Source organism: Flaviaestuariibacter amylovorans, assembly GCF_039541815.1.
Lineage (GTDB): Bacteria > Bacteroidota > Bacteroidia > Chitinophagales > Chitinophagaceae > Flavisolibacter > Flavisolibacter amylovorans.
Map to the genome: position 1 here is coordinate 124,443 of NZ_BAABGY010000002.1, position 21,264 is coordinate 145,706.

Sequence of the window (21,264 nt, forward strand, 5' to 3'; positions counted from 1 at the left end):
ATTGCAGGGCAAGACAGGGAGGCGCTTCGCTGCCAGCGCGGCCTTTTGTGCGTACCCCCGCAGCCAGCCAGCCATTACTTCGCCGGCGCAGCAACCTTTCTGAACCCTTCTAAACCTCCTAAACCTTCTGAACCTTATTTCTCTCCCGCCGGTTTCAGGTCCAGCTCCTCCATCTTGCGGAGCACAAAGAAGTTGAGCTCCTGCTTGATGCTCATGAAGCGGGGCCACTCGATAGGCGCGGTGAAGTACTCGATGGCGATCAGGTAGGCATTGGTGCGGATGTCGCTGAGTGCGATGCTGTGGGTATGAATGTCTTTCGTGTCGGTGAGGAAACCCTTTGTGGCCGTCAGCAATGCCTCCAGCTGTGCCGGCGTCGACTGCACGTGCAGGTGCAGGTCGAGGGTGCCGCGGATCTGCGAGCGGCGCGATACGTTGTCGAGGATCGAATCCACCATCTGCTTGTTGGGCACCGTTACATAGCTCTTGTCGGTAGTGCGGATACGCGTACTCCGGAGGCCGATGCGCTCGATATTGCCCGACACGCTCTGCACCTTCACGAAGTCGCCGATGGTGAAGGGCTTGTCGAAGAAGATGACGAAGGAGGCGATGAGGTTCTCGAGGCTTTCGCGGAGGGCGAGGGCTACGGCGGCGCCAACGATGGAGAGGCCGGTGAGCAGCGTGGTGATGTTGTAGGAGAAGGCGAAGCGCAGGATGAGCAGCAGGCCCACGATGCCCACGAGCACCTTCAGGAAGTCGCGGAAGAACACGATGAGCTGGTACTCGGAAGGGGCCGGCTGCCCGTCGCCGTGCTGCTGCAGCAGGATGGCGATAAAGTCGATGATCCGCAGGATGAGCCAGGTGAAGGCCCCGAGCTGGAGCATGATGCCCACCGCCAGCAGGATCTTCTGCAGGCTGTATTTATACAGGGTGATGTTGACATCGGCCGGGAAGTGCAGCCGGTAAAGGGTGATGATCGATACGGTGATGACGAGAAAGATGCCGAGCGGGTGGATCACCAGGTCGACGAAGGTCTTTTTGTCGAAGTTCTTCCAGATGCGGTGAAAGAACGAATACATCAGCGAGGCCGTCCAGCGCGAGAGCGGGCGGCGGAGGAAGAACACGAACGCGATGATGAGCAGCGCCGTGCCGTAAGCGCCCACCGTGTTGTTGCCAATAACGTGATCGAGAAAATCGGGCATGCGGCAAAGATATACGGGGAGGGGCACGCGGAAAACGCGGAATACGCGGAAAGACTTTTTATTAGGGTCGCCGGGCTTTCGGTAGCAGGCAGAACTTTCTGCCGGATGCGTCGGGTGCGATCGTTCTGCTAAAATCGTCGGCAGGCGATCCGGGCAAAGACACGGGTAAAAACGCGGAAGGAGTAGAGCGGTAATCGCGAACAAGGTCACCGGGATCAGGTCAGAGCTTTATTCTTACAACATTGAGCCGCGGCTCATTTCGTCCATAGGGTTCCGTGTTTTCTAAAAGCTGCTGCACCACCAGGGTTTTGCACTTTTATGATGACTCCCGAACACACAGCGCTTCCATAAGCAGCAAGGCCGAATAAGTAAGTAAAGTAAAGTGTCAAGGAAGAAAAGCATTTCGCGTTTTCCGCGTTTTCTGCGTGCCTAAAACGGCGCGTTGTAGATCGCCACGGAGTCTTTGCCGAGGGCGAAGAGCTTGCTGTTGCTGACCTGGTAGCGCTGAAAGCCGCCGAAGGAGGAGGGGAACTGGTATTGCCGCTGCAGGTAGGTTCCGGGGTTGAGGAACAGGAGCGTGGCGTCTTGCACGCCTACGAGCTGCCGGTCCACCACCTGGAAGGAGCGCCACCCGGTAGCGGGATATTTCTTTTGGAAGGTGCCGTAGTAATCGAACACCAGAACGCCGGCCTTCGGATCGAAGAGGTAGACCTGGCTGTTCCCGTCTACGATCTTTTCGGGCTGGAACGGGAAGTCGAAAAGCTGGCGGAAGTCGGGTGTTTCGAGCAGCAGGCGCCCACTCTCATCGAGCTTTTTCAGCTTGCTTTGGAGCGCATCGAACACCCAGATATTGTTGTCGTAGGCATTGGCCACCGCAGAAGCCTGGGCGATCTCCACGCGGCGCAGGTCGAGGGCTGCCTTGCGCGCGAGGAAGCGGTCGAGGAAGAGGACCGTGGAGAAATCCTTGTAGAACAGCAAGGGGCGGAGCGGGTTGGATACATCGAGGCCATAGACCTTGCCGTAGCGCTTTACGTCGTTGAAGACGGCGATGGAGTCGCCCGCGGGGCCGTACTTCCGGAGCTGCCCGCCGGGCGTCAGGAGGTAGATGTTTTCGAGGCCGTCGATGGCGAAGTCGGCGGCGATGACCGGGATCTTACGGACTAATTTGAACGAGTCCTGAGCACCTGCGGAAGCGTGCGCGAACAATAGAACAAGGAACAGGGAACAGGGAATAAAGAAGTGGAGACGAGTGGTGGGCAACCTATGGGAGATTGCTTCGTTGCCCCTTCCTTCGGTCGGGGCGCCTCGCAATGACGGTAAGCCGGAAAGGCTGCGCGCGGCCGTCTTTCCTTCGCCGTTCCCTGTTCCTTGTTCCCTGTTCCTTGTTTGCTTCATCCTCTTACGATTTTGTGCTCCTGCCCGGTGTAGGACTTGAGCTCGAGCTCCGTGCCGTCAAACACCGCGTAGGTGAAATAGATCACCCAGTCGCCGAGGTTGAGGTAGCGGCTCTCCTCAGATAGACGAAAATCGATGGGCAGGTGTCTATGCCCGAACACGAAATAATCGACTTTTTTTTGCTGGAGCACCTCGCGGGAGTAGGTGATGAGCCATTCGTTGTCGGCCCCGTGGAATACCTCTTCCGAATGCTCGCCGCCGCGGCTCTTGCGGCTGAAGTAATCGGCGAGGCCGATGCCGATCCGCGGCGGCAGGATGCCGAAGCCCCATTGCGCCACCGGGTTGCGGAAGAGTTTTTTGAGCGCCTTGTAGCCATGGTCGCCCGGGCCGAGGCCGTCGCCGTGGGCGATGTGAAACAGCTTGTTATTGAAGGTGAACTCCTTCGCCTCGTAGTATACCGGCGTGCCGAGCTCCGTCTGGAAGTAATCGCGCATCCACATGTCGTGGTTGCCCACGAAGAAGTGGATGGGAATACCGGAGTCCACGATCTCTGCCCACTTGCCCAGGAGGCGGGTATAGCCCTTGGGCACCACGTATTTGTATTCGTACCAGAAGTCGAAGACGTCGCCCACGATGAAGATGACGGCGGCGTCCTGCCGGGCCTCCTCGAGGAAGCGCACGATGAGGCGCTCGCGCTCCCGGCTCCGCTCGGCGTCGGGAGCGCCCAGGTGGAAATCAGACAGGAAATAGACCTTTTTGCCCGGTGGCAGTTGCATGCGCAAGGTTAAGACGTTGCACCGAGATCGTCAATTAAAAACAGGTACACCTCTTTGGGGCCGTGCACGCCGGTAACGAGCGTTTTCTCGATATCGGCTGTGCGGCTCGGGCCCGTGGCAAAGGTCACGAGCGAGGGCAGCTGGCCTTTATACTTCTGCTGCAGTGCCGTCAGCGCATCGGAGATATCATACACCAGCTGCGAGGCGTAGGCCACGCACACGTGCACCGGGGCATACACCGAGGTAAGGCGGCCGCCGCTGTTGGCGGCGCTCAGCACCAGGGAGCCGGTGCGGGCCACGAGCGCCTCACAGTCGGTCACCGAGGCATCGCAGTGCACGAGGTCGCTGGTGATATGGGAAGCGTCGACAAGGCCGGGCAGGAGGTCGTCTTTCTTGAACACCTTGGTCCAGCCCTGCTGCGCGCGCAGCGCTTCGAACTGTTCTTTCAGCTCCTGCTCGTCCTGGCAGAAGGCGAACTTGCCCTGCAGCTTCGTGAACTGCTCGGCAAATTCTACGAGGATGTCCTGCTGCAGCGGCTGCACCACCGGCTCCGTATTGTCGGTGGCCGGAAAAGGAAGTGGCGTTGACTGAGTCAACGCCATCCTGATCTTTTTCAAAATACTGTTACGGGCTCCCGAACTCATTTGGAGGAAGGTTGCTGGTTGAGAATATTCGGATCGTAGGGCGGAACGCCTTCCGAGATGCCGCCGTCCGGAACCTTGTCCTCAGCGTCGGCGATGGGCTTGTGCACTTCAAAGGGACGGGCGCCGATGAGGGCCTCCACGTCGCTCTGGAACAGCACTTCCTTGTCGAGCAGCTTCTCGGCAAGGAGCTCCACCTGGGAGCGCTTCTCCGAAAGCAGGTTCTTCGTGCGTACGTAGGCTGCGTCGATCAGCTTGCGCACTTCCTCGTCGATCATCTTGCCGGTCTCGTCGGAGTACGGCTTCTGGAAGGAGTTGTCGCTCTGGGGGTCGTAGTACGAGATGTTGCCGACGCGCTCGTTCATACCGTACACCGTCACCATCGAATAGGCGATGCGGGTGATCTGCTGCAGGTCGTTCTGGGCGCCGGTGGAGATCTTGCCGAAGAAGATCTCTTCCGCGGCACGGCCGCCGAGCGTCATGCAGATCTGGTCGTTGAGCTGGTCGGTGTTGTAGAGATACTGCTCTTTGGGGGTATACTGGGCATAGCCGAGGGCCGCGGTGCCGCGGGGTACGATCGTCACCTTCAGCAGCGGGTAGGCGTGCTCGAGGTACCAGCCGCAGATGGCGTGGCCGGCCTCGTGGTAGGCAATGATCTTCTTTTCCTCGGGAGAGATGATCTTGTTCTTCTTCTCGAGGCCGCCGATGACGCGGTCCACGGCGTCCTGGAAGTCGCTCATGTCCACCGCGGTCTTGCCTTTACGGGCGGCGATGAGGGCGGCTTCGTTACAGACGTTGGCGATATCGGCGCCGGCGAAGCCCGGGGTCTGCTCGGCGATCTTGTGGATGTCCACCTTTTCGGAAACCTTGATCGGCTTCAGGTGCACCTTGAAGATGGCTTCGCGGCCTTTGAGGTCGGGCTTGTCGATCGACACCTGGCGGTCGAAGCGGCCGGGGCGGAGCAGGGCCGTGTCGAGCACGTCGGGGCGGTTGGTGGCGGCGAGTACGATGATGCCGGAGTCGGTGCCGAAGCCGTCCATCTCCACGAGGAGCTGGTTGAGGGTCGACTCGCGCTCGTCGTTGCTCATCATCATGTTCTTGCCACGGGCGCGGCCGATGGCGTCGATCTCATCGATAAAAATGACGCAGGGGGCTTTCTCGCGGGCCTGGCGGAAGAGGTCGCGCACGCGGGAGGCACCCACGCCTACGAACATCTCCACGAAGTCGGAGCCGGAGAGCGAGAAGAAGGGCACCTGGGCCTCGCCGGCCATGGCCTTGGCGAGGAGGGTCTTACCGGTGCCGGGAGGGCCTACCAGCAGGGCGCCTTTCGGAATCTTGCCGCCGAGCGACGTGTATTTCTTGGGGTTGCGGAGGAAGTCGACGATCTCCATCACTTCCACCTTGGCCTCGTCGAGGCCGGCTACGTCGGCGAAGGTGATGTTGACGCGGGTGCCTTTCTCGAACAGGGTGGCTTTGGACTTGCCGATGTTGAAGATGCCGCCGGGGCCGCCGCCGGTGGCGCCGCCGCCGCCCATCTTACGCATCAGCAGGATCCAGATGGCCACGAAGATGATGATGGGGAGGATGAACTGGGTGATGGGAGAGAGCCAGTTGGTCTCGTTCTCGACATCGGAGGGCGGACGGTTCTGCACGGGGATGCTGTTCTCCTTGTAGAACTCGTTCATGGTCTTGCGCACGTCCTCGTTGGCGGTGATCTTGAAATAGAGTTCCGCGTTGTCTTCGGAAAAGCGGGAATTGGTCTTTTCCTTCTTGTATTTCGGCAGCGCCGCGGGCTTCACCTTCACGCGCACGAGGTCGCGGTTGTCGACGATGGTGTATTTCTCCACGTCGCCGGCCACGACCATTTCCTTGAACTTGTCGAAGGTGATGGCGTCGGTCTTGCTGCTGAGGGGGTTGAAAAAGTTGAAGCCCAGGATGATGGCGAAAATGATGACATATACCCAGTAGATCGAAAATTTGGGGCCTTTGCGTGGTGCGTCGCCGTTGTCGCCACCCGGGCGGCCGGGAAACTTGGGGATACGGTTCTTATTGTCCTGCTTATACGGTTCTTGTGCCATGTTGTACGTGTAATAGATCCTCTTGAATGATTAGGTGGGTTGGCGGCGGGCCGGGGCTTAGCTCTTGTGCTCCTGCGCCTGGGCGTCGCTCCACATTTCCTCCAGCTTATAGAACGCCCTGGATTCGGGATGCATCACGTGCACCACGATATTGACATAGTCGATCAGCACCCACTGCAGGTTGGTGCGGCCTTCCTGGTGGTAGGGCGACTCGCCGCACTCGTCTTTCACGGCGCTTTCGACGCTGTCGGCGATGGCGCGGATCTGGGGGCCGTTGGTGGCCTGGCAGATGATGAAAAAATCGGCGGAGGCCTCCTCGATCTTGCGGAGGTCGAGCGAAACGATCGATTCGCCCTTCTTCTCCTGGATGGCCTTTATGATGGTCTTAAAGAGTTTCGAGCTCCTGGTCAGTCTGGTCACGCTCTTCTTCCGGTTGGATAATGCTTCTAATTGTTCCAAAAACGGTCTGTTTTATGTTTAAAAAAAGGGCTGTTGTTCGGAAGGTACGCCCGGGAAGTGGATAGTTTTGCCAAAAGTAAGAACAAATTGCCACCGCCACCGAAGCGCCTCGGCGCGCCCTGGATCGAACTACAGCAGGTAGACAGCACCAACAACTATGCCACCGCCCTGGTGCATGCAGGCCGCGGAGCGCCCGGTACGGCCGTGTTTGCGCGGGAGCAAACCAACGGCAAGGGACAGCGTGGGAAAAGCTGGTGGGCCGACCCCGGCGCCAACATCACCGGTAGCCTGATCCTCGCGCCCCCGGCGCTTTCCCTACCGCGCTCCTTTCCGTTCTCGATGGCACTCGCCCTCGGCGCGCAGCGGTTTTTTGCCGCCTATGCCGGAACCGAAACTTCTGTTAAATGGCCCAATGACCTGTATTGGCGTGACAGAAAGGCGGGCGGCATCCTGGTGGAGAACATTCTGGCAGGAGCCGACTGGCGCTGCGCGGTCGCCGGCTTCGGCATCAACATCAACCAGACCGACTTTGGCGAAGCGGCGGGCCGCGCTGTGTCGCTAAAGCAGATCACCGGGAAGGACTGGGAGGTGCCGGCGCTCGCACGGGAGCTGGCGGGTTGGGTGGAGGCTGCGCTCGACGAGCTCGGGCAGGACCCGCAGGCTACGGTCGATGCGTACCACGCCGTGCTTTTCCAGAGGGGCGAGGTCGTTCGCCTGCGCAAGGGGGGGCGGGTGTTCGCGGCCACGGTGCTGGGCGTTACCGAAAGCGGGGAGCTGCGGGTGCGGCATGCCGTGGAGGAGTGCTTCGGCGTGGGCGAGGTGGAGTGGGTGTTTACCGACAGGCCGTCCCTCCGGGGCGGAGCGTAAGCGCCGTGCCTGCCGCCGCAAGCGGCTGGCTTTTCCTAAACGAGGATGCGGGTTTCAAAGAGTGACGCCAAGGCGCGGAGCACGCAAATAACGCCCTGCCTGCGGCAGGGAGATTTCACACGGCGGCACAACGGCACGGAGGCACAGCGAATTATTTTTTAAGTAAAGGGCAATCGCCGCTAAGAATACAACGTGCATTCCTTTGATCCAACGACTATAAAAGAACGCCGTGTCGCCGTGGCTCCGTGCCGCCGTGTGCATCCCACCCATAAGCACCCTCCTGGCGGGGTAATCTCCGCAAACAAATACTTGCGCCTTGGCGTCTTGGCGGCTTTGCGTGAAACCCCCGTACGGCTTTGAAGGATGCCAGGCGCTTGCGCCGGGCGAACAGGAAGATAGTGAAACCTGCCTGTCACAATACGAATAGCCGGGCGCTTGCGCCCGAAGTCATAATCCCCTGAGTCTTATCTTCATTCCATGATCTTTTCTTTTCGTGCGGCCGCTCTGGCGGCAGCCTTGCTGATCGGGGGCACAGTCGTAGCCCAGAGCCCACTCCAGGGCAACTGGTACAGCTTCGGCCGCGACCGCGTCATCCGGTTTTCGATCCGCAAAGACAGCCTCATCAACCAGCACCTCAACTGGGACGGCAGCCCGCGCCTCGGGCGGGAGCAGTACCGGCAGGCCTTCGCCATTTTCGGCAGCGTGAAGGAGAAAGACGTGCACTGCCTCCGCGTGCGGCACCTGCAGGAAGGCGAGACCGTTACGAGCGCTACCTGCTTCCGGTTTCCGGGGGCGGATAAGAAGCAACTGTGGCTGGTGGAGCTGCCCGCGGCCGTTCCGGATACGGCGAAGAAAGGTCCGGAGATTCCCTATATGCGCCTCATCAGCGAGGCCGAGATGCAGCGCCTCCGCAAGCTGCCGCGCATCGACAGCATGACGGCCGCCGATTTCCGGAAGTACATCGGCCTCGTCAACGGCCTGCAGCAGCAGCTCAACGCCCTCGAGAGGCAGGGTGTGGATGCTGGCACGATCCGCTACGAGGCCTACAGCCGCATCCGCAGCTGCGCCGCCGCCCTCGGCTACGACCCCTTCTATACCGACCTGCAATACATGCGCGTCGTGGAGCGCTTCCGCAACGACCCGGAAACGAAATCGCTGGTGGAGAAACTCTTTAAGGACTGAGGCTTTTTTAAGTCAAAATTCAAAAGTCGAAATTCAAAAGCGCAAGCGATGCCAGGTGGTACCTGTCTTTGGTCGTCGCTTCGAAAGTCAACATTCAAAAGTCAAAAGCGGGCTCTTCGCCAGGGCGCATTGGGTGCCGCGTGCGTCAGCCTTTTTTGAATTTTGAATTTTTACTCGCCCCGGAACAAAGGACTCCCGAAACCTAATCACCCACCCGCACAAACCCGTCCTTACACGCTTCGATGCACTGCAGGTTGAGCCGGAGCCGGCCTTTGTGAAACTCGTAGCCGAGCGTGGCCGAGTCGTCGGCGTTGCCGTAGATGCGCAGCTGGCTGGAGGAGAGCACGCGGTATTGCTGGTAACGCGCGAGGTACCAGTGGTTGGCCGTCCGGATGCTGCCGTCGGCGCCGAAGGTGACGGTCGATTGCTCATTGGCCGGCAACGCGCCCCACTGGCCGGAGCCGTTGCCGGGGTCCATCAGGGTCTCGGTGCGCTTCCAGGTGCCGGCGATGCCGGTGCCTTCGGTGGTCGTTGTGGATTTGCTGCAGGCCAGCAGGGCGCCGGCGAGGGGCAGCACGAAGAGGTGTTTCATATCCTCCTGACCCCGCCGGAGCGGGAAACGTTGCGTCAGCTTCCGGATTTGATGATCTCTTCGGCGTGCTGCTTGTTGCGTGGGCGCAGGAAGATCTTGCCGATAACGCCTTTCTCGTCGATCACAAACGTGGTGCGGTGCAGCCCGATGACGGTGTTGCCGTACATGTTCTTCTCACCCCAGACGCCGTATTTTTCGATGATCGTCCTTTTCGGGTCCGCCACAAGCGGAAAGGGCAGGCTGAACTTCTGCTCGAACTTTTTGTGCGACGCGCTGTCGTCGGGGCTTATGCCGATCACCTGGTAGCCGTGCTGCTTCAGGAGGGCGTGGTTGTCGCGGAGGTTGCAGGCCTGCACCGTGCATACGGGCGTGTCGTCGGCGGGATAGAAGAAGAGGACGACTTTCTTCCCTTTGAAATCGGCGAGCGAAACTTTATTGCCGTCCTGGTCGGCCCCGGAGAACGCGGGGGCTTTGTCGCCGGCTTTTAAATGTGTAGCCATAGTAGAAAGGTTTAGGGGGGGTTAGAGTGTTTAGAAGGTTTAGAGGTTCGTTCTTAACGTTCGTAGGGTTCGTTGGGTTCTTGGCGTCTAAAATGCGCCGCAAAAGTAGGGCTTACCTATGTGCAGGTTTAACAACCTGCTAAACCTGCTAAACCCTCTAAACCCTCTAAACCTTGCTACCTCGTAACCGTCCACGTGCGAACGGTCTTGTTCCCGGCTTCATCCTCTAGCGTTAATTTGAGCTCGTGGGTGCCGGCGGGGAAGCGCTCGTCGAAGGCGTAGACCCAGCTGCGGCCCTTGTCGTTGGAGCAGCGGAGCCACTGGCCATCGACCTCGAGGCGGAAGGAGCGGATGACGTTGAAGTTGTCGCGCGGGGTGAACACGATCGAGCCGCGGCCGCGGAGGCTTGCGGGCGGCGCATTCACGGTGGGCGGCTCGTTGTCGACGAAGGCCTGGTAGGTGCCGAACTGCCGGAATTTGGCCATCGCCCAGCCGCTGTTCCAGCGCGCGCGCTGCACGAAGGTGCGCGTGCCCGCCTTGTTCACGATCACGGTGCGGGACTGTTGCTCTGCGCCTGCTACGGAAGCCCGGATGCGCACCGTTACCGAGTCGTGCGCGGGCACGCCTTTCTCCAGGAAGCTGAAGCGCGGCGAGGCCACGCCGGCGGCCCAGGCGTCGGCTGCGGAGAAGAGTACCGCCACCGTGTCGTAGATCGTACGTTCCGTTGTGTACAGCTCAAAGTCGGGGCGCTCGAATACATTGACGTGGTTGGGCAGGAAGCGCTCGCCGGCGGTGGTTTCGCCGGAGCGGGCAAGGGCCGGGTCGTACTGCACGCGCAGCGACCGCCGCGTGCTGTTGCCGTTATGGTCGCGGGCCTCGAGCGCCACCTCGTGCACGTCTTCGTCGTCGAGGTGCACCGTGCCGTCGCCGTTATATACTTTGTACGCCACCTGCGCGCCGCCGGGCAGGGGGGTGAGGTGCTGCAGGTCGGGGCCGCCCGACTGGTGGTAGCGGTAGTCGAGCTGTGCGTTGATGAGGCGCGTCTCGTTATAGGAGATATCGTCGAGGGCAAACTCCGACACGGGCTGGCCGTCCACCAGCATCCGGAGGGCATAGGTGCCGTTGGGGTTGTTGGTACCGCTGAGGCGGTCGGTGGTGGTGACGGCGAACGACACGCGGCGCGACCCGACCCGCACGGTGCTGCCGGCGCTCACGAATTGCGGGGTCTGCGCCCAGGTGCTGCGGGTACGGTCGTAGAGCGCGATGCGGCCGATGGAGGGCGGCACGGCGTCGGCGATGGGCATGCCGAAGAGGAGGGGATTGAGGCAATTTTCTGTTTTGGTGTCGCGGATCTCGAAGTGCACGTGCGGGCCCTGCGACGCGCCGGTGGAGCCGCTGGGGCCAATGTAGGATCCCTTGCTGAGCGGGAACTGACCCGGCTTCGGGTAGAAGTTGCCGGCCCAGCTCTCGCGGGCATATTGCTGCTCCTTCACCCAGCGGGCGAGCTCCGGGTAAAAGCCATTCATGTGGGCATAGAGCGTGGTGTAGCCGTTGGGATGGTCGATATAGATGGCCTGCCCGAAGCCGCCGGGCTCCACCGACACGCGCGACACGAAGCCTTCGGCCGCCGCGTATACGGGCAGGTTGACGCGCTGCTGCGTGCGGATGTCGAGGCCCATATGCCAGTGGTTGGCGCGGATCTCGCCGAAGTTGGCCACGAGCTGCATCGGGATAGCGAGTGGGTTGCGGAAATAGCCCTGCGGGTATTGCTGTGCCGACGCGGCGCCGGCGGCGCCCAGCAGGGAAAGTAAGGTGAGCGACTTTAGGTTCATCCGTAAAAAATTGGTCTTTGCTGCTTCAATCATCGTTCCAGAGGGGCGAAGATAGGGGCGGCGGCAACGACGCAACCGGCGCAGGAAGGCTTATGGCCGCTGCCCGCCCTCCTCCTGGGCATCCGGAAGTCGCCCGTACAAAAGGGAGGACCAACAGCAAACGTCAGACTGCTCCCGAGCCGACCTCATGCGGGGGAACAATTATTGCAGCCCTGCCGGAAAACCCCTTTTATGAGTGTCAACAATAAGCACCTTGCCACCTTCCTGCTCGGCGCGGCTGCAGCCTTCGGCGCCTACAAGTACAATAAGATGACCGACGAGGAGAAGGAGGAGCTCTCCAATAAGCTGAAGGACAAGGCCAACAAGCTCAAGGATTCGGCGCTCGATGCCGAGGACAAGGCCATGGAATACTTCAACGAGCTGAAGACCAAGGGCGCCGACGCCTTCAAGGATTATATGCCCAAGGTGGAGGAATTCTTCGAGAACCTCTTCGGCAAGGACAAGGGTGAAGCCCAACCCGCTGCCGCCGCTTCCGGTGCCGCCCCGGCTTCGTCTTCCGGAGCCTCCACACCACAGGGACCGGTTTCGGGAAATGTAGGGGAATAATGTGCTGATGTGCTAATCAGTTAATGTGCTAATACTAAGAAGAGCGCAGTTTCTTTCTGGAGCTGTGCTTTTTTATTGCGCCACCAATCAGGCGGTCTAACTCGTCGCTGGCGAAAGCCTATTAACTCATTAGCCCATTAACTCATTAGCCCATTCTTTATTGGCACGCTATTTTGTTTCTTATTAGTCTAACCTTTTGTAAAACACTATAAACGAAGATTATGTTACGAGCACTTACGTCCAAGCCCCTGATCCTGGCGGGCCTCGCTGCCGCCGGTTATTATGCCTACCAGCGCATGACCCCGATGCAGCGCCAGAGCCTGGTACAGAAAGGAAAGAAACTTGTCAGCGGCCTGCCCCTCGACAAGCTCACGGGCGCGCTGGGCAAAGCAGGTTTATAAAGGAAGGGCCCGGAGTGCCCGCACCGGCCTGCAGTATTGGCCCCAACGGCCTTAATCGGCTTCGCTACGGCGCAGCCCCATGCTGAAGGGTGTTACGCGGGAATGACTTCCGGTCAGCCCATACGAAAATAGCCGTCCCATAGGGGCGGCTATTTTCGTTTTGGGTGGCGTCAGGCTTTGTTTCGATACACGATCGTAAGTATGAAGAACGAAGTGAATACGAATGCACCTATGGATGCGGCGACGATTTTCCACGTAATGCCACCGGGTATCGCCGAGAAAAAGAGGATTTTGAGCGACCAGGTCATTGCGCTGAAGGTCATTGCGATCCGGATCATACTATTCGTGCTCATATGGGATCAGGTTTGGTTATGAACGTGGGGCAAAGAAAAACCAGAAAGCCCTACGGAGGCTTCCTGGTCTGGAAAATTAGAGAACACTCTTCTTCGCCGATGGTTGTTCTTTCTTTTCGGGAAACCGGAACAGGAGCGACAAAATCAATCCGATTACAACTCCGGTAGATATGCCCTCGTAGAGGGATGGATCTCCCATGATAAACCTGTTTACAAGACAGGAAACCAGGACGACGGAAAAGAACAACGCGATCTTGATTTTTGTTTGTCGTTTCATTTTATGGCAATTGGGTTTAGTGTTTTTTAGTCACCGAAGAGCCAATCAACAAAGGCTTCGGCTGCCTTTTTCGCAGAACTGCCCAAGCCGCCTGCTACAGCTCCTACAGCAGCGCCACCTGCACATCCGGCTACGGTGCCGATACCAGGCATGGTGACTGTGCCTCCGACCGCTCCATATGCACAGCCGCTAATGCCACCTGTTACGATACCCGCCACGTCTGCTTTAGCAATATCCTTGGCCGGCTTCCGGGCAGTAGCCGTCTTGCTGCCACTGCCGAAGAAGTTCTGCCACTTGTCCCGGTTCTTTTCCCAGTAAGCCAGGCTATGGTAGGCAATGCTCACTGCCGAACCCCACGCGAGCTTTTCGTCGTAGCTCTTTAAAGTTCCAATTTTTTCTTTTACCAACTCATCGTAGGCGCACCGCATCTGGTTGCGGTCAACATCCTGCATCAACCCGTCAAGTGCAGTAACGGCTTCATAGAATTCGCCGGAGAGCTTGTGCTCAGGATCTGCCACCTTGAACAGGTCCGCCAGCGGCACTTCTGCGTGGGTAGCGATCAGTCCGGTCATGTCGCCGTTAATGAACCTGGAATGATCCAGCTCATCGGAGTTAAAGGTGCTCTTCGCAAAACTGAGTGTTGCACCATCCAGGATCGAATATAGCTTGGGGCGCCCTTCCTTCGGCTTAGTCGGCGGAAACACCTCGCCGTAGGAAGAGCGCAGCTGCTCATAAATATAATCAAGGCCCTGATTATGAAGAAATCCGACCGGCTCGGTGACCTTGATGATCTGATCGTCGGAGAGTTGGACTTCTTCCTGGGCCTTCACCGTGGCGACGGCGAAAAGCATGAGTAAAAATGCAAAAATCTTTTTCATGATGGTTTTTTTGGTGATGATTCGATCGGCGCTGCGCAGCGGCCATTGATGGATCAAAACTACCCCGCCCGGCAGGGGCCAGGCAAGTGGCTTTCACCAGAAAATCATGGGATTTTTCCCAACAAAAAGCGTGTTTTAGAAAGCAGGGCAGGCAAGTCTTTCCACCAGGTTTTTTGTATTTTCGACAGCGTAACACCGGTGTCATGAACGATCTCCTGGAAAACCTGCTGGCCCCCGCGCTTTTCGCCGCCGCCATTATCGGCGCCATCGCCCTCTACCTGTTCTGCGTGTTCGACATCCAGAAGCGCCCCGTCCGCTACCTGTCGCAAAAATCGATGTGGCTCAACATCGTATGGCTGATGCCCGTCATCGGCGCCTTCCTCTACCTCAGCCAGCGCCGCCGCTACTGGCGCCGCCTCGACGCCGGTCCCGACCCCTCGGCCGGCCGCCAGCCACTTTCTTCCGGCAACGCCTAGCTTTTCTTCGTACCGTAACCTGCATTCCGCTACTTTTGCCCCCCGGGCAATCGCCCGGTTTTTTTGTGCCCGCGCGCGTCCTGCCAAAGGACCGCGAGCGGCAGGAAGGAACGGGAAAAGCGATGCCCTCACAGAAGAAAGATGCCCAAAGACCCCTCCATCAAGACCGTCCTCATCATCGGCTCCGGCCCCATCATCATCGGACAGGCCGCCGAATTCGACTACTCCGGCACCCAGGCCGCCCGCTCCCTCGCCGAAGACGGCATCCGGGTGATCCTCATCAACTCCAATCCCGCCACCATCATGACCGACCCGATGATGGCCGACAAGGTGTACCTGCTGCCGCTCACCGTCGAAAGCATTGAGCAGATCCTCGAGGAAAACCAGATCGACGCCGTGCTCCCCACCATGGGCGGACAAACAGCCCTCAACCTCGCCAAAGAGGCCGAGGACCTCGGTGTATGGGAAAAGTACGGGGTCCGGCTCATCGGCGTCGACATCAAGGCCATCGACAAGGCCGAGGACCGCGAGCAGTTTCGCCAGTGGATGCTGCGCCTGGGCGTACCCGTGGCCACGGCCAAGACGGCCAATTCCTTCCTCGAAGGCAAGGAGTTCGCCCAGGAGATCGGCTTCCCCCTCGTGATCCGCCCCTCCTTCACGCTCGGCGGCACCGGCGGCGGCTTCGTGCATACGAAAGACGACCTCGACGAGGCCCTTACCCGCGGCCTCCAGGCGTCGCCCATCCACGAGGTGCTCGTGGAGCAGGCCGTGCTGGGCTGGAAGGAATACGAGCTCGAGCTCCTGCGCGACGCCAACGACAACGTCGTGATCATCTGCACCGTCGAGAACTTCGACCCCATGGGCGTGCACACCGGCGACTCCATCACCGTGGCGCCGGCCATGACCCTTTCCGATACCGCCTTTCAATTGATGCGCAACACCGCCATCATGATGATGCGCGACCTCGGCAACTTCGCCGGCGGCTGCAACGTGCAGTTCGCCCTCAACCCGAAGACCGAGGAGATCATCGCCATCGAGATCAACCCGCGCGTGAGCCGCTCCTCGGCCCTCGCCTCCAAGGCCACCGGCTACCCGATCGCCAAGATCGCGGCCAAGCTCGCCATCGGCTACACGCTCGATGAGCTGCAGAACCCGATCATCAAAACGACCTCCGCCTACTTCGAGCCCGCGCTCGACTACGTGATCGTGAAGATCCCGCGCTGGAACTTCGACAAGTTCAAGGGCGCCGACGATACGCTGGGCCTCCAGATGAAGTCGGTGGGCGAGGTGATGGCCATCGGCCGCTCCTTTACCGAGGCCATCCAGAAGGCCTGCCAGAGCCTCGAGAACAACGCCATTGGCCTCGGCTACTACGGCAAGAGCGGCATGAAGTCGGAGGAGCTCCTCGAATACATCAAGACCCCGAAATGGGACCGCATCTTCCGCATCAAGGACGCGCTCATGCTGGGCGTTTCCGTGAATACGATCCACAAGGCGACCTATATCGACAAGTGGTTCCTCTACGAGATCCAGAAGATCGTACAGATCGAGAAGGAGCTCGGCGAATACTGGTTCCACGAGCTGCCCGAGGAGCTGCTGCGCCGCGCCAAGGCCCATGGCTTCTCCGACGAGCAGATCGCCCGCATCATCACCGACGGCTCCGAGGACGAGGTATACGAGAAGCGCAAGGCCCTCGGCATTACCCGCGTGTGGAAGATGGTGGATACCTGCGCCGCCGAGTTCGAGGCCAAGACCCCGTACTTCTACAGCACGTTTGAAGGCGGCCACGACAATGAAAGTAAAGTAAGCGACAAGAAAAAGATCATCGTGCTCGGCTCCGGTCCCAACCGCATCGGGCAGGGCATCGAGTTCGACTACTGCTGCGTGCACGGGCTGCTCGCCATCCGCGAGTGCGGCTTCGAGTCGATCATGGTGAACTGCAACCCCGAGACCGTTTCCACCGACTTCGACATCGCCGACAAGCTTTATTTCGAGCCGGTGTACTGGGAGCACCTCTGGGAGATCATCGAGCACGAAAAGCCGGATGGCGTCATCGTGCAGCTCGGCGGGCAAACGGCCCTCAAGCTCGCGAAGCGGCTCCATGAGAAAGGCATCCCGATCATCGGCACTTCGTATGACAATATGGACATCGCCGAAGACCGCGGCCGCTTCTCCGACCTGCTGAAGGAGCTCGATATCCCCTACCCCGAATACGGCACCGCCACCGATGTGGACGAGGCCATCGACGTGGCCAACAAGGTGGGCTACCCCGTGCTGGTGCGCCCGAGCTATGTGCTGGGCGGGCAGCGCATGCGCATCGTGATCAACGACGAGGAAACGGAGAAAGCCGTGATCTCGCTGCTGAAGCACATCCCCGGCAACAAGATCCTCATCGACCACTTCCTCGACCGCTGCCAAGAAGCCGAGATCGACGCCCTGTTCGACGGCGAAAACTTCCACGTGATGGGCGTGATGGAGCACATCGAGCCTGCCGGCATCCACTCCGGCGACTCCAACGCGGTGCTGCCGGCCTTCAACCTGAGCCCGCTGCTCGTGGCCACGATGGAGAGCTATGCCGAGAAGATCGCGCGCGCGCTCAACATCAAGGGACTCATCAACATCCAGTTCGCCATCAAGAACGGGATGGTGTACGTGATCGAGGCCAACCCGCGCGCCTCGCGCACGACGCCCTTCATCGCCAAGGCCTACGAGATCCCCTACCTCAACATCGCTACCCGCATCATGCTGGGCGTGAACAAGCTGACGGACTTCACCTACGAGAAAAAGCTCCAGGGCTACGCCATCAAGGAGCCGGTGTTCTCCTTCAACAAGTTCCCGAACGTGAGCAAGGAGCTCGGCCCCGAAATGAAAAGCACGGGCGAGGCCATCCGCTTCATCAAGGACCTCCGCGACCCGTATTTCCGGCAGTTGTATAAGGACCGGAGCATGTACCTCAGCAAGTAAGCGGCAATCGGCAATCGGTAGTCGGCAATCGGCAATAAGGGCCCGGGGAGCATTTCCTGGGCCTTCTTTTTACGCGCCGGGAACACAGATGTTACGGATGGTACGGATCGGAGCCGAAATATCCGTGGCCATTCGTCCCATCCGTGTTCTTTGTATTTCCCGGCAGCACCCTTGTTAAAACCCCGCCGCCGCTCACGCCTGACGCCTCACGCCTGACGATTTCCGGCGTACCTTTGCCCCGATTTTATCCCTACGCTATATGAGCTATCAACTTCAGAACAAGGTCCGTATCGTTACCGCCGCTTCCCTTTTCGACGGGCACGATGCCGCCATCAATATCATGCGGCGTATCCTGCAGAGCAAGGGCGCCGAGATCATCCACCTCGGCCACAACCGCTCGGTGCACGAGATCGTGGAGTGCGCCATCGAGGAAGACGCCCAGGGTATCGCCATCACCTCCTACCAGGGCGGCCACGTGGAGTTCTTCAAGTACATGAAGGACCTCCTCGAGGAGAACGGCTGCGGCCACATCAAGATCTTCGGCGGCGGCGGCGGCACCATCCTCCCCCAGGAGATCGCCGAGCTGCACCAGTACGGCATCACCCGCATTTATTCTCCCGACGACGGCCGCAAGATGGGCCTCGAAGGCATGATCGAGGATGTCATAAAACAGTGCAGCCCCCTGTCCCCCGAAGGGGGAACTTCGGTAGAGCAGTCTTCGTATTGGAAAGCTTCCGAAAGTTGGAATGGTAAGTTGCCTCTTGGTGAGCGAAAAGATGTACGCCGGATTGCTCGGGCGATTACGCTCGCCGAGGATGGAAAGCCGTACGATGAGCTCCTTGAGAAGATGAAGGCTCTCGGCGGCGATACGCATCTATCGCCTTCGGACAGCATGAAGCCCCCGGTACTTGGTATTACCGGTACGGGAGGTGCGGGTAAAAGCTCCGTCACCGACGAGATCGTGCGCCGTTACCTCTCGACCTATACTGACAAGACGATCGCGGTGGTGTCGGTGGATCCCTCGAAAAAGAAAACCGGCGGCGCCCTCCTCGGCGACCGCATCCGGATGAACTCCATCTCCTCGCCGCGGGCCTACATGCGCTCGCTGGCCACGCGCGACTCCGAGGTGGCCCTGTCCGCGCACGTGCAGGACGCCCTCGACATCTGCCGCGCCGCGGGCTTCGACTTCATCATCCTCGAATCGGCCGGTGTGGGCCAGAGCGATGCCTCCATCCTTGATTACTGCGACGTGAGCCTCTACGTGATGACGCCCGAATACGGAGCCGCCTCGCAGCTCGAAAAGATCAACATGCTCGACTACGCCGACGTGGTCGCCATCAATAAGTTCGACAAGGCCGGCGCCCTCGACGCGCTCGCCGACGTGCGTAAGCAATACAAGCGCAACCACGCGCTCTGGACCGCCAAGGACGAGGAGCTGCCGATCGTAGGCACCATCGCCGCCCAGTTCAACGACCCCGGTGTGAACACCCTGTTCGCGAAGCTGATCACGACCGTCGAGAAGAAGACCGGCAAGTCGTTCGGCACCGCGGCCGTGGAAGAGACCGGCGAGCTTTCCTCCAAGAGCCTCATCATCCCGCCGGCGCGCGTGCGCTACCTCGCGGAGATCTCCGAGAACAACCGCACCTACGACAGCTGGGTGAACGAGCAGTGTGCCCTCGCCTCGCAGTGGTACAAAGTGAGCGGCATCATCGGCGAGAAAGAAGTAAGCGCCCTTCCCGAGCTGCAGCAGCTGAAGCAGCGCTTCGAAGAGGGCCTGCACCCCGAGTGCAAGAAATTGATCACGAATTGGGCTGCCGTACAGCAGAAATACGGGGCCGACTATTTCGAATACCAGGTACGCGACAAGGTGATCCGCCAGGACCTCGTGTCGAAGTCGCTCAGCGGAACCCGCATCCCAAAAGTGGTGCTGCCGAAATATAACGACTGGGGCGACATCCTCCGCTGGCAGCTGCAGGAAAACCTTCCCGGTGAGTTTCCCTACACGGCCGGCGTGTTCGAGCTGAAGCGCCAGGGCGAAGATCCCACGCGGATGTTCGCCGGCGAGGGTGGTCCCGAGCGCACCAACAAGCGCTTCCACTACGTGTCGGAAGGACAGCCCGCCAAGCGCCTCTCCACGGCCTTTGACTCGGTGACGCTCTATGGCGAGGACCCCGCATATCGACCGGATATCTACGGTAAGATCGGCAACTCCGGCGTGAGCATCGCCACGGTGGACGACGCCAAGAAGTTGTACTCCGGCTTCGACCTCTGCGACCCCAAGACCTCTGTGTCGATGACCATCAACGGCCCCGCGCCGATGCTGCTGGCCTTCTTCATGAATGCCGCCATCGACCAGCAATGCGAGAAGTACATCGAGCAGCATGGCCTTTGGGATGAGGTGAAGAAGGTGAGCCAAATGAAGTACAAGGCCGTCGGCGCACCGCAATACTACAATCCTTCGGCGCCGGAGCGCCTGCCGGCCGGCAACAACGGGCTTGGCCTGAAGCTGCTGGGACTCAGCGGCGACGAGGTGCTCCCGAAAGATGTGTATGAGCAGTTGAAAGCCCAGGCCCTGCAGCAGGTGCGCGGCACCGTGCAGGCCGACATCCTGAAGGAAGACCAGGCGCAGAATACCTGTATCTTCTCCACCGAATTCGCGCTGAAGCTGATGGGCGACGTGCAGCAGTACTTCATCGACCAGAAGGTGCGCAACTTCTACAGCGTATCCATCTCCGGCTACCACATCGCCGAGGCGGGTGCCAACCCCATCACGCAGCTTGCCTTCACGCTCGCCAACGGGTTTACGTACGTGGAGTACTACCTGAGCCGCGGTATGAACATCGACGACTTCGCGCCGAACCTTTCGTTCTTCTTCTCCAACGGCATGGACCCCGAGTACAGCGTCATCGGCCGTGTGGCCCGCCGCATCTGGGCCAAGGCCATGAAGTATAAATACAAGGGTAACGATCGCTCGCAGAAGCTGAAGTACCACATCCAGACCTCCGGCCGCTCGCTGCACGCGCAGGAGATCGACTTCAACGACATCCGCACGACGCTGCAGGCCCTTTACGCGATCTACGACAACTGCAACTCGCTGCACACGAACGCTTACGACGAGGCCATCACCACGCCCACCGAAGAGAGCGTACGCCGCGCCATGGCCATCCAGCTCATCATCAACCGCGAGCTCGGATCCGCCAAGGTGGAGAACTTCATCCAGGGCTCTTTCGCGATCGAGGAGCTGACGGACCTCGTGGAGGAAGCCGTGCTCACCGAGTTCGACCGCATCACGGAGCGCGGCGGCGTGCTGGGCGCGATGGAGCGGATGTACCAGCGCAACAAGATCCAGGAGGAAAGCCTCTTTTACGAGCACCAGAAGCACACCGGCGAGCTCCCGCTGATCGGCGTCAACACCTTCCTGAGCAAGAACGGTAGTCCTACGGTGCTGCCCAACGAGGTGATCCGCTCCACGAAAGAGGAGAAGGAGCAGCAGATCGTGAACGTGCAGGCTTTCTGGAAGCGCAACGAAAGCAAGAGCGCCGAAGCGCTGCAGCGCCTGAAGGAAGTGGCCGTGCGGAACGGCAACCTGTTTGCCGAGCTGATGGAAACGGTGAAGTATTGTTCCCTCGGGCAGATCACGCACGCCCTGTACGAGGTAGGTGGCCAGTACCGCCGCAACATGTAAGGGATGTCAGATCTGTGATCTCAGATTTCAGATGTGCCGATACGACGCAAAAAAAGAGACGCACCATGTGCGTCTCTTTTTTTGCGTCGCGAACCCTATGCAT

The 21,264-nt window shown here is 59.7% G+C and carries 18 protein-coding genes; 8 read left to right on the forward strand and 10 right to left on the reverse strand.

Annotated elements, in window-relative coordinates:
* Positions 1-134: 134 nt before the first annotated feature.
* From ABD937_RS02890 to rsfS, 6 genes are all read right to left on the reverse strand, one after another.
* On the reverse strand, positions 135-1,199 hold the full coding sequence (locus tag ABD937_RS02890; protein WP_345253219.1) for a mechanosensitive ion channel family protein: 1,065 nt from the start codon (positions 1,197-1,199) through the stop codon (positions 135-137).
* Between the two features lie 429 nt (positions 1,200-1,628).
* Positions 1,629-2,459, reverse strand: a complete 831-nt coding sequence (locus ABD937_RS02895; protein WP_345253221.1) for a hypothetical protein — start codon at positions 2,457-2,459, stop codon at positions 1,629-1,631.
* A 131-nt stretch (positions 2,460-2,590) separates the two neighbouring features.
* On the reverse strand, positions 2,591-3,370 hold the full coding sequence (locus ABD937_RS02900; protein WP_345253223.1) for a UDP-2,3-diacylglucosamine diphosphatase: 780 nt from the start codon (positions 3,368-3,370) through the stop codon (positions 2,591-2,593).
* Between the two features lie 8 nt (positions 3,371-3,378).
* A complete protein-coding gene (locus ABD937_RS02905; protein WP_345253225.1) occupies positions 3,379-3,972 on the reverse strand; it encodes a LutC/YkgG family protein in 594 nt (197 codons plus the stop codon).
* 38 nt (positions 3,973-4,010) lie between these two features.
* Positions 4,011-6,089 carry an ATP-dependent zinc metalloprotease FtsH gene (gene ftsH, locus ABD937_RS02910; protein WP_345253227.1) on the reverse strand — a complete coding sequence of 693 codons (2,079 nt, stop codon included), beginning with the start codon at positions 6,087-6,089 and terminating at the stop codon, positions 4,011-4,013.
* Positions 6,090-6,146: 57 nt separating this feature from the next.
* Entirely contained in the window at positions 6,147-6,548 is a 402-nt protein-coding gene (gene rsfS, locus ABD937_RS02915) for a ribosome silencing factor (protein ID WP_345253229.1), read from the reverse strand.
* A gap of 87 nt (positions 6,549-6,635) precedes the next feature.
* Here rsfS and ABD937_RS02920 point away from each other — a divergent pair, with 87 nt between their 5' ends.
* Both ABD937_RS02920 and ABD937_RS02925 read left to right on the forward strand, forming a co-directional pair.
* Positions 6,636-7,415, forward strand: coding sequence for a biotin--[acetyl-CoA-carboxylase] ligase (locus ABD937_RS02920; RefSeq protein WP_345253230.1), 780 nt, complete (start codon positions 6,636-6,638; stop codon positions 7,413-7,415).
* A 477-nt stretch (positions 7,416-7,892) separates the two neighbouring features.
* Positions 7,893-8,597 carry a hypothetical protein gene (locus ABD937_RS02925; protein WP_345253232.1) on the forward strand — a complete coding sequence of 235 codons (705 nt, stop codon included), beginning with the start codon at positions 7,893-7,895 and terminating at the stop codon, positions 8,595-8,597.
* A 202-nt stretch (positions 8,598-8,799) separates the two neighbouring features.
* On the opposite strand, the gene ABD937_RS02930 is transcribed toward ABD937_RS02925, so the two are convergent.
* The 3 genes from ABD937_RS02930 to ABD937_RS02940 all read right to left on the reverse strand — a co-directional run bounded on the left by ABD937_RS02930 (position 8,800) and on the right by ABD937_RS02940 (position 11,521).
* The gene (locus ABD937_RS02930) at positions 8,800-9,189 is read right to left on the reverse strand and encodes a hypothetical protein (protein WP_345253234.1); all 390 of its coding nucleotides are present in this window, start codon (positions 9,187-9,189) and stop codon (positions 8,800-8,802) included.
* 35 nt (positions 9,190-9,224) lie between these two features.
* Positions 9,225-9,689: a thioredoxin-dependent thiol peroxidase gene (bcp, locus tag ABD937_RS02935; RefSeq protein ID WP_345253235.1), complete on the reverse strand. Its 465-nt coding sequence runs from the start codon at positions 9,687-9,689 to the stop codon at positions 9,225-9,227.
* A gap of 176 nt (positions 9,690-9,865) precedes the next feature.
* Entirely contained in the window at positions 9,866-11,521 is a 1,656-nt protein-coding gene (locus ABD937_RS02940) for a M23 family metallopeptidase (RefSeq protein WP_345253236.1), read from the reverse strand.
* A 231-nt stretch (positions 11,522-11,752) separates the two neighbouring features.
* Here ABD937_RS02940 and ABD937_RS02945 point away from each other — a divergent pair, with 231 nt between their 5' ends.
* The 3 genes from ABD937_RS02945 (at position 11,753) to ABD937_RS02955 (ending at position 12,903) form a co-directional block, all read left to right on the forward strand.
* Positions 11,753-12,127 (forward strand): YtxH domain-containing protein, encoded by a 375-nt coding sequence (locus tag ABD937_RS02945; RefSeq protein WP_345253237.1) that lies wholly within the window; start codon positions 11,753-11,755, stop codon positions 12,125-12,127.
* A 221-nt stretch (positions 12,128-12,348) separates the two neighbouring features.
* Complete coding sequence (locus tag ABD937_RS02950; RefSeq protein ID WP_345253239.1) at positions 12,349-12,528, forward strand: hypothetical protein; 180 nt, start codon at positions 12,349-12,351, stop codon at positions 12,526-12,528.
* Between the two features lie 201 nt (positions 12,529-12,729).
* Positions 12,730-12,903, forward strand: a complete 174-nt coding sequence (locus tag ABD937_RS02955; protein WP_345253240.1) for a hypothetical protein — start codon at positions 12,730-12,732, stop codon at positions 12,901-12,903.
* 281 nt (positions 12,904-13,184) lie between these two features.
* Here ABD937_RS02955 and ABD937_RS02960 read toward each other — a convergent pair whose 3' ends face one another.
* Positions 13,185-14,036 (reverse strand): hypothetical protein, encoded by an 852-nt coding sequence (locus tag ABD937_RS02960; protein ID WP_345253242.1) that lies wholly within the window; start codon positions 14,034-14,036, stop codon positions 13,185-13,187.
* A gap of 203 nt (positions 14,037-14,239) precedes the next feature.
* Here ABD937_RS02960 and ABD937_RS02965 point away from each other — a divergent pair, with 203 nt between their 5' ends.
* The 3 genes from ABD937_RS02965 to ABD937_RS02975 all read left to right on the forward strand — a co-directional run bounded on the left by ABD937_RS02965 (position 14,240) and on the right by ABD937_RS02975 (position 21,161).
* Positions 14,240-14,512 (forward strand): PLDc N-terminal domain-containing protein, encoded by a 273-nt coding sequence (locus ABD937_RS02965; RefSeq protein WP_345253244.1) that lies wholly within the window; start codon positions 14,240-14,242, stop codon positions 14,510-14,512.
* A 141-nt stretch (positions 14,513-14,653) separates the two neighbouring features.
* Positions 14,654-17,476 carry a carbamoyl-phosphate synthase large subunit gene (gene carB, locus ABD937_RS02970; protein WP_345253245.1) on the forward strand — a complete coding sequence of 941 codons (2,823 nt, stop codon included), beginning with the start codon at positions 14,654-14,656 and terminating at the stop codon, positions 17,474-17,476.
* A gap of 259 nt (positions 17,477-17,735) precedes the next feature.
* On the forward strand, positions 17,736-21,161 hold the full coding sequence (locus tag ABD937_RS02975) for a methylmalonyl-CoA mutase family protein (protein ID WP_345253247.1): 3,426 nt from the start codon (positions 17,736-17,738) through the stop codon (positions 21,159-21,161).
* Positions 21,162-21,264 lie beyond the last annotated feature (103 nt).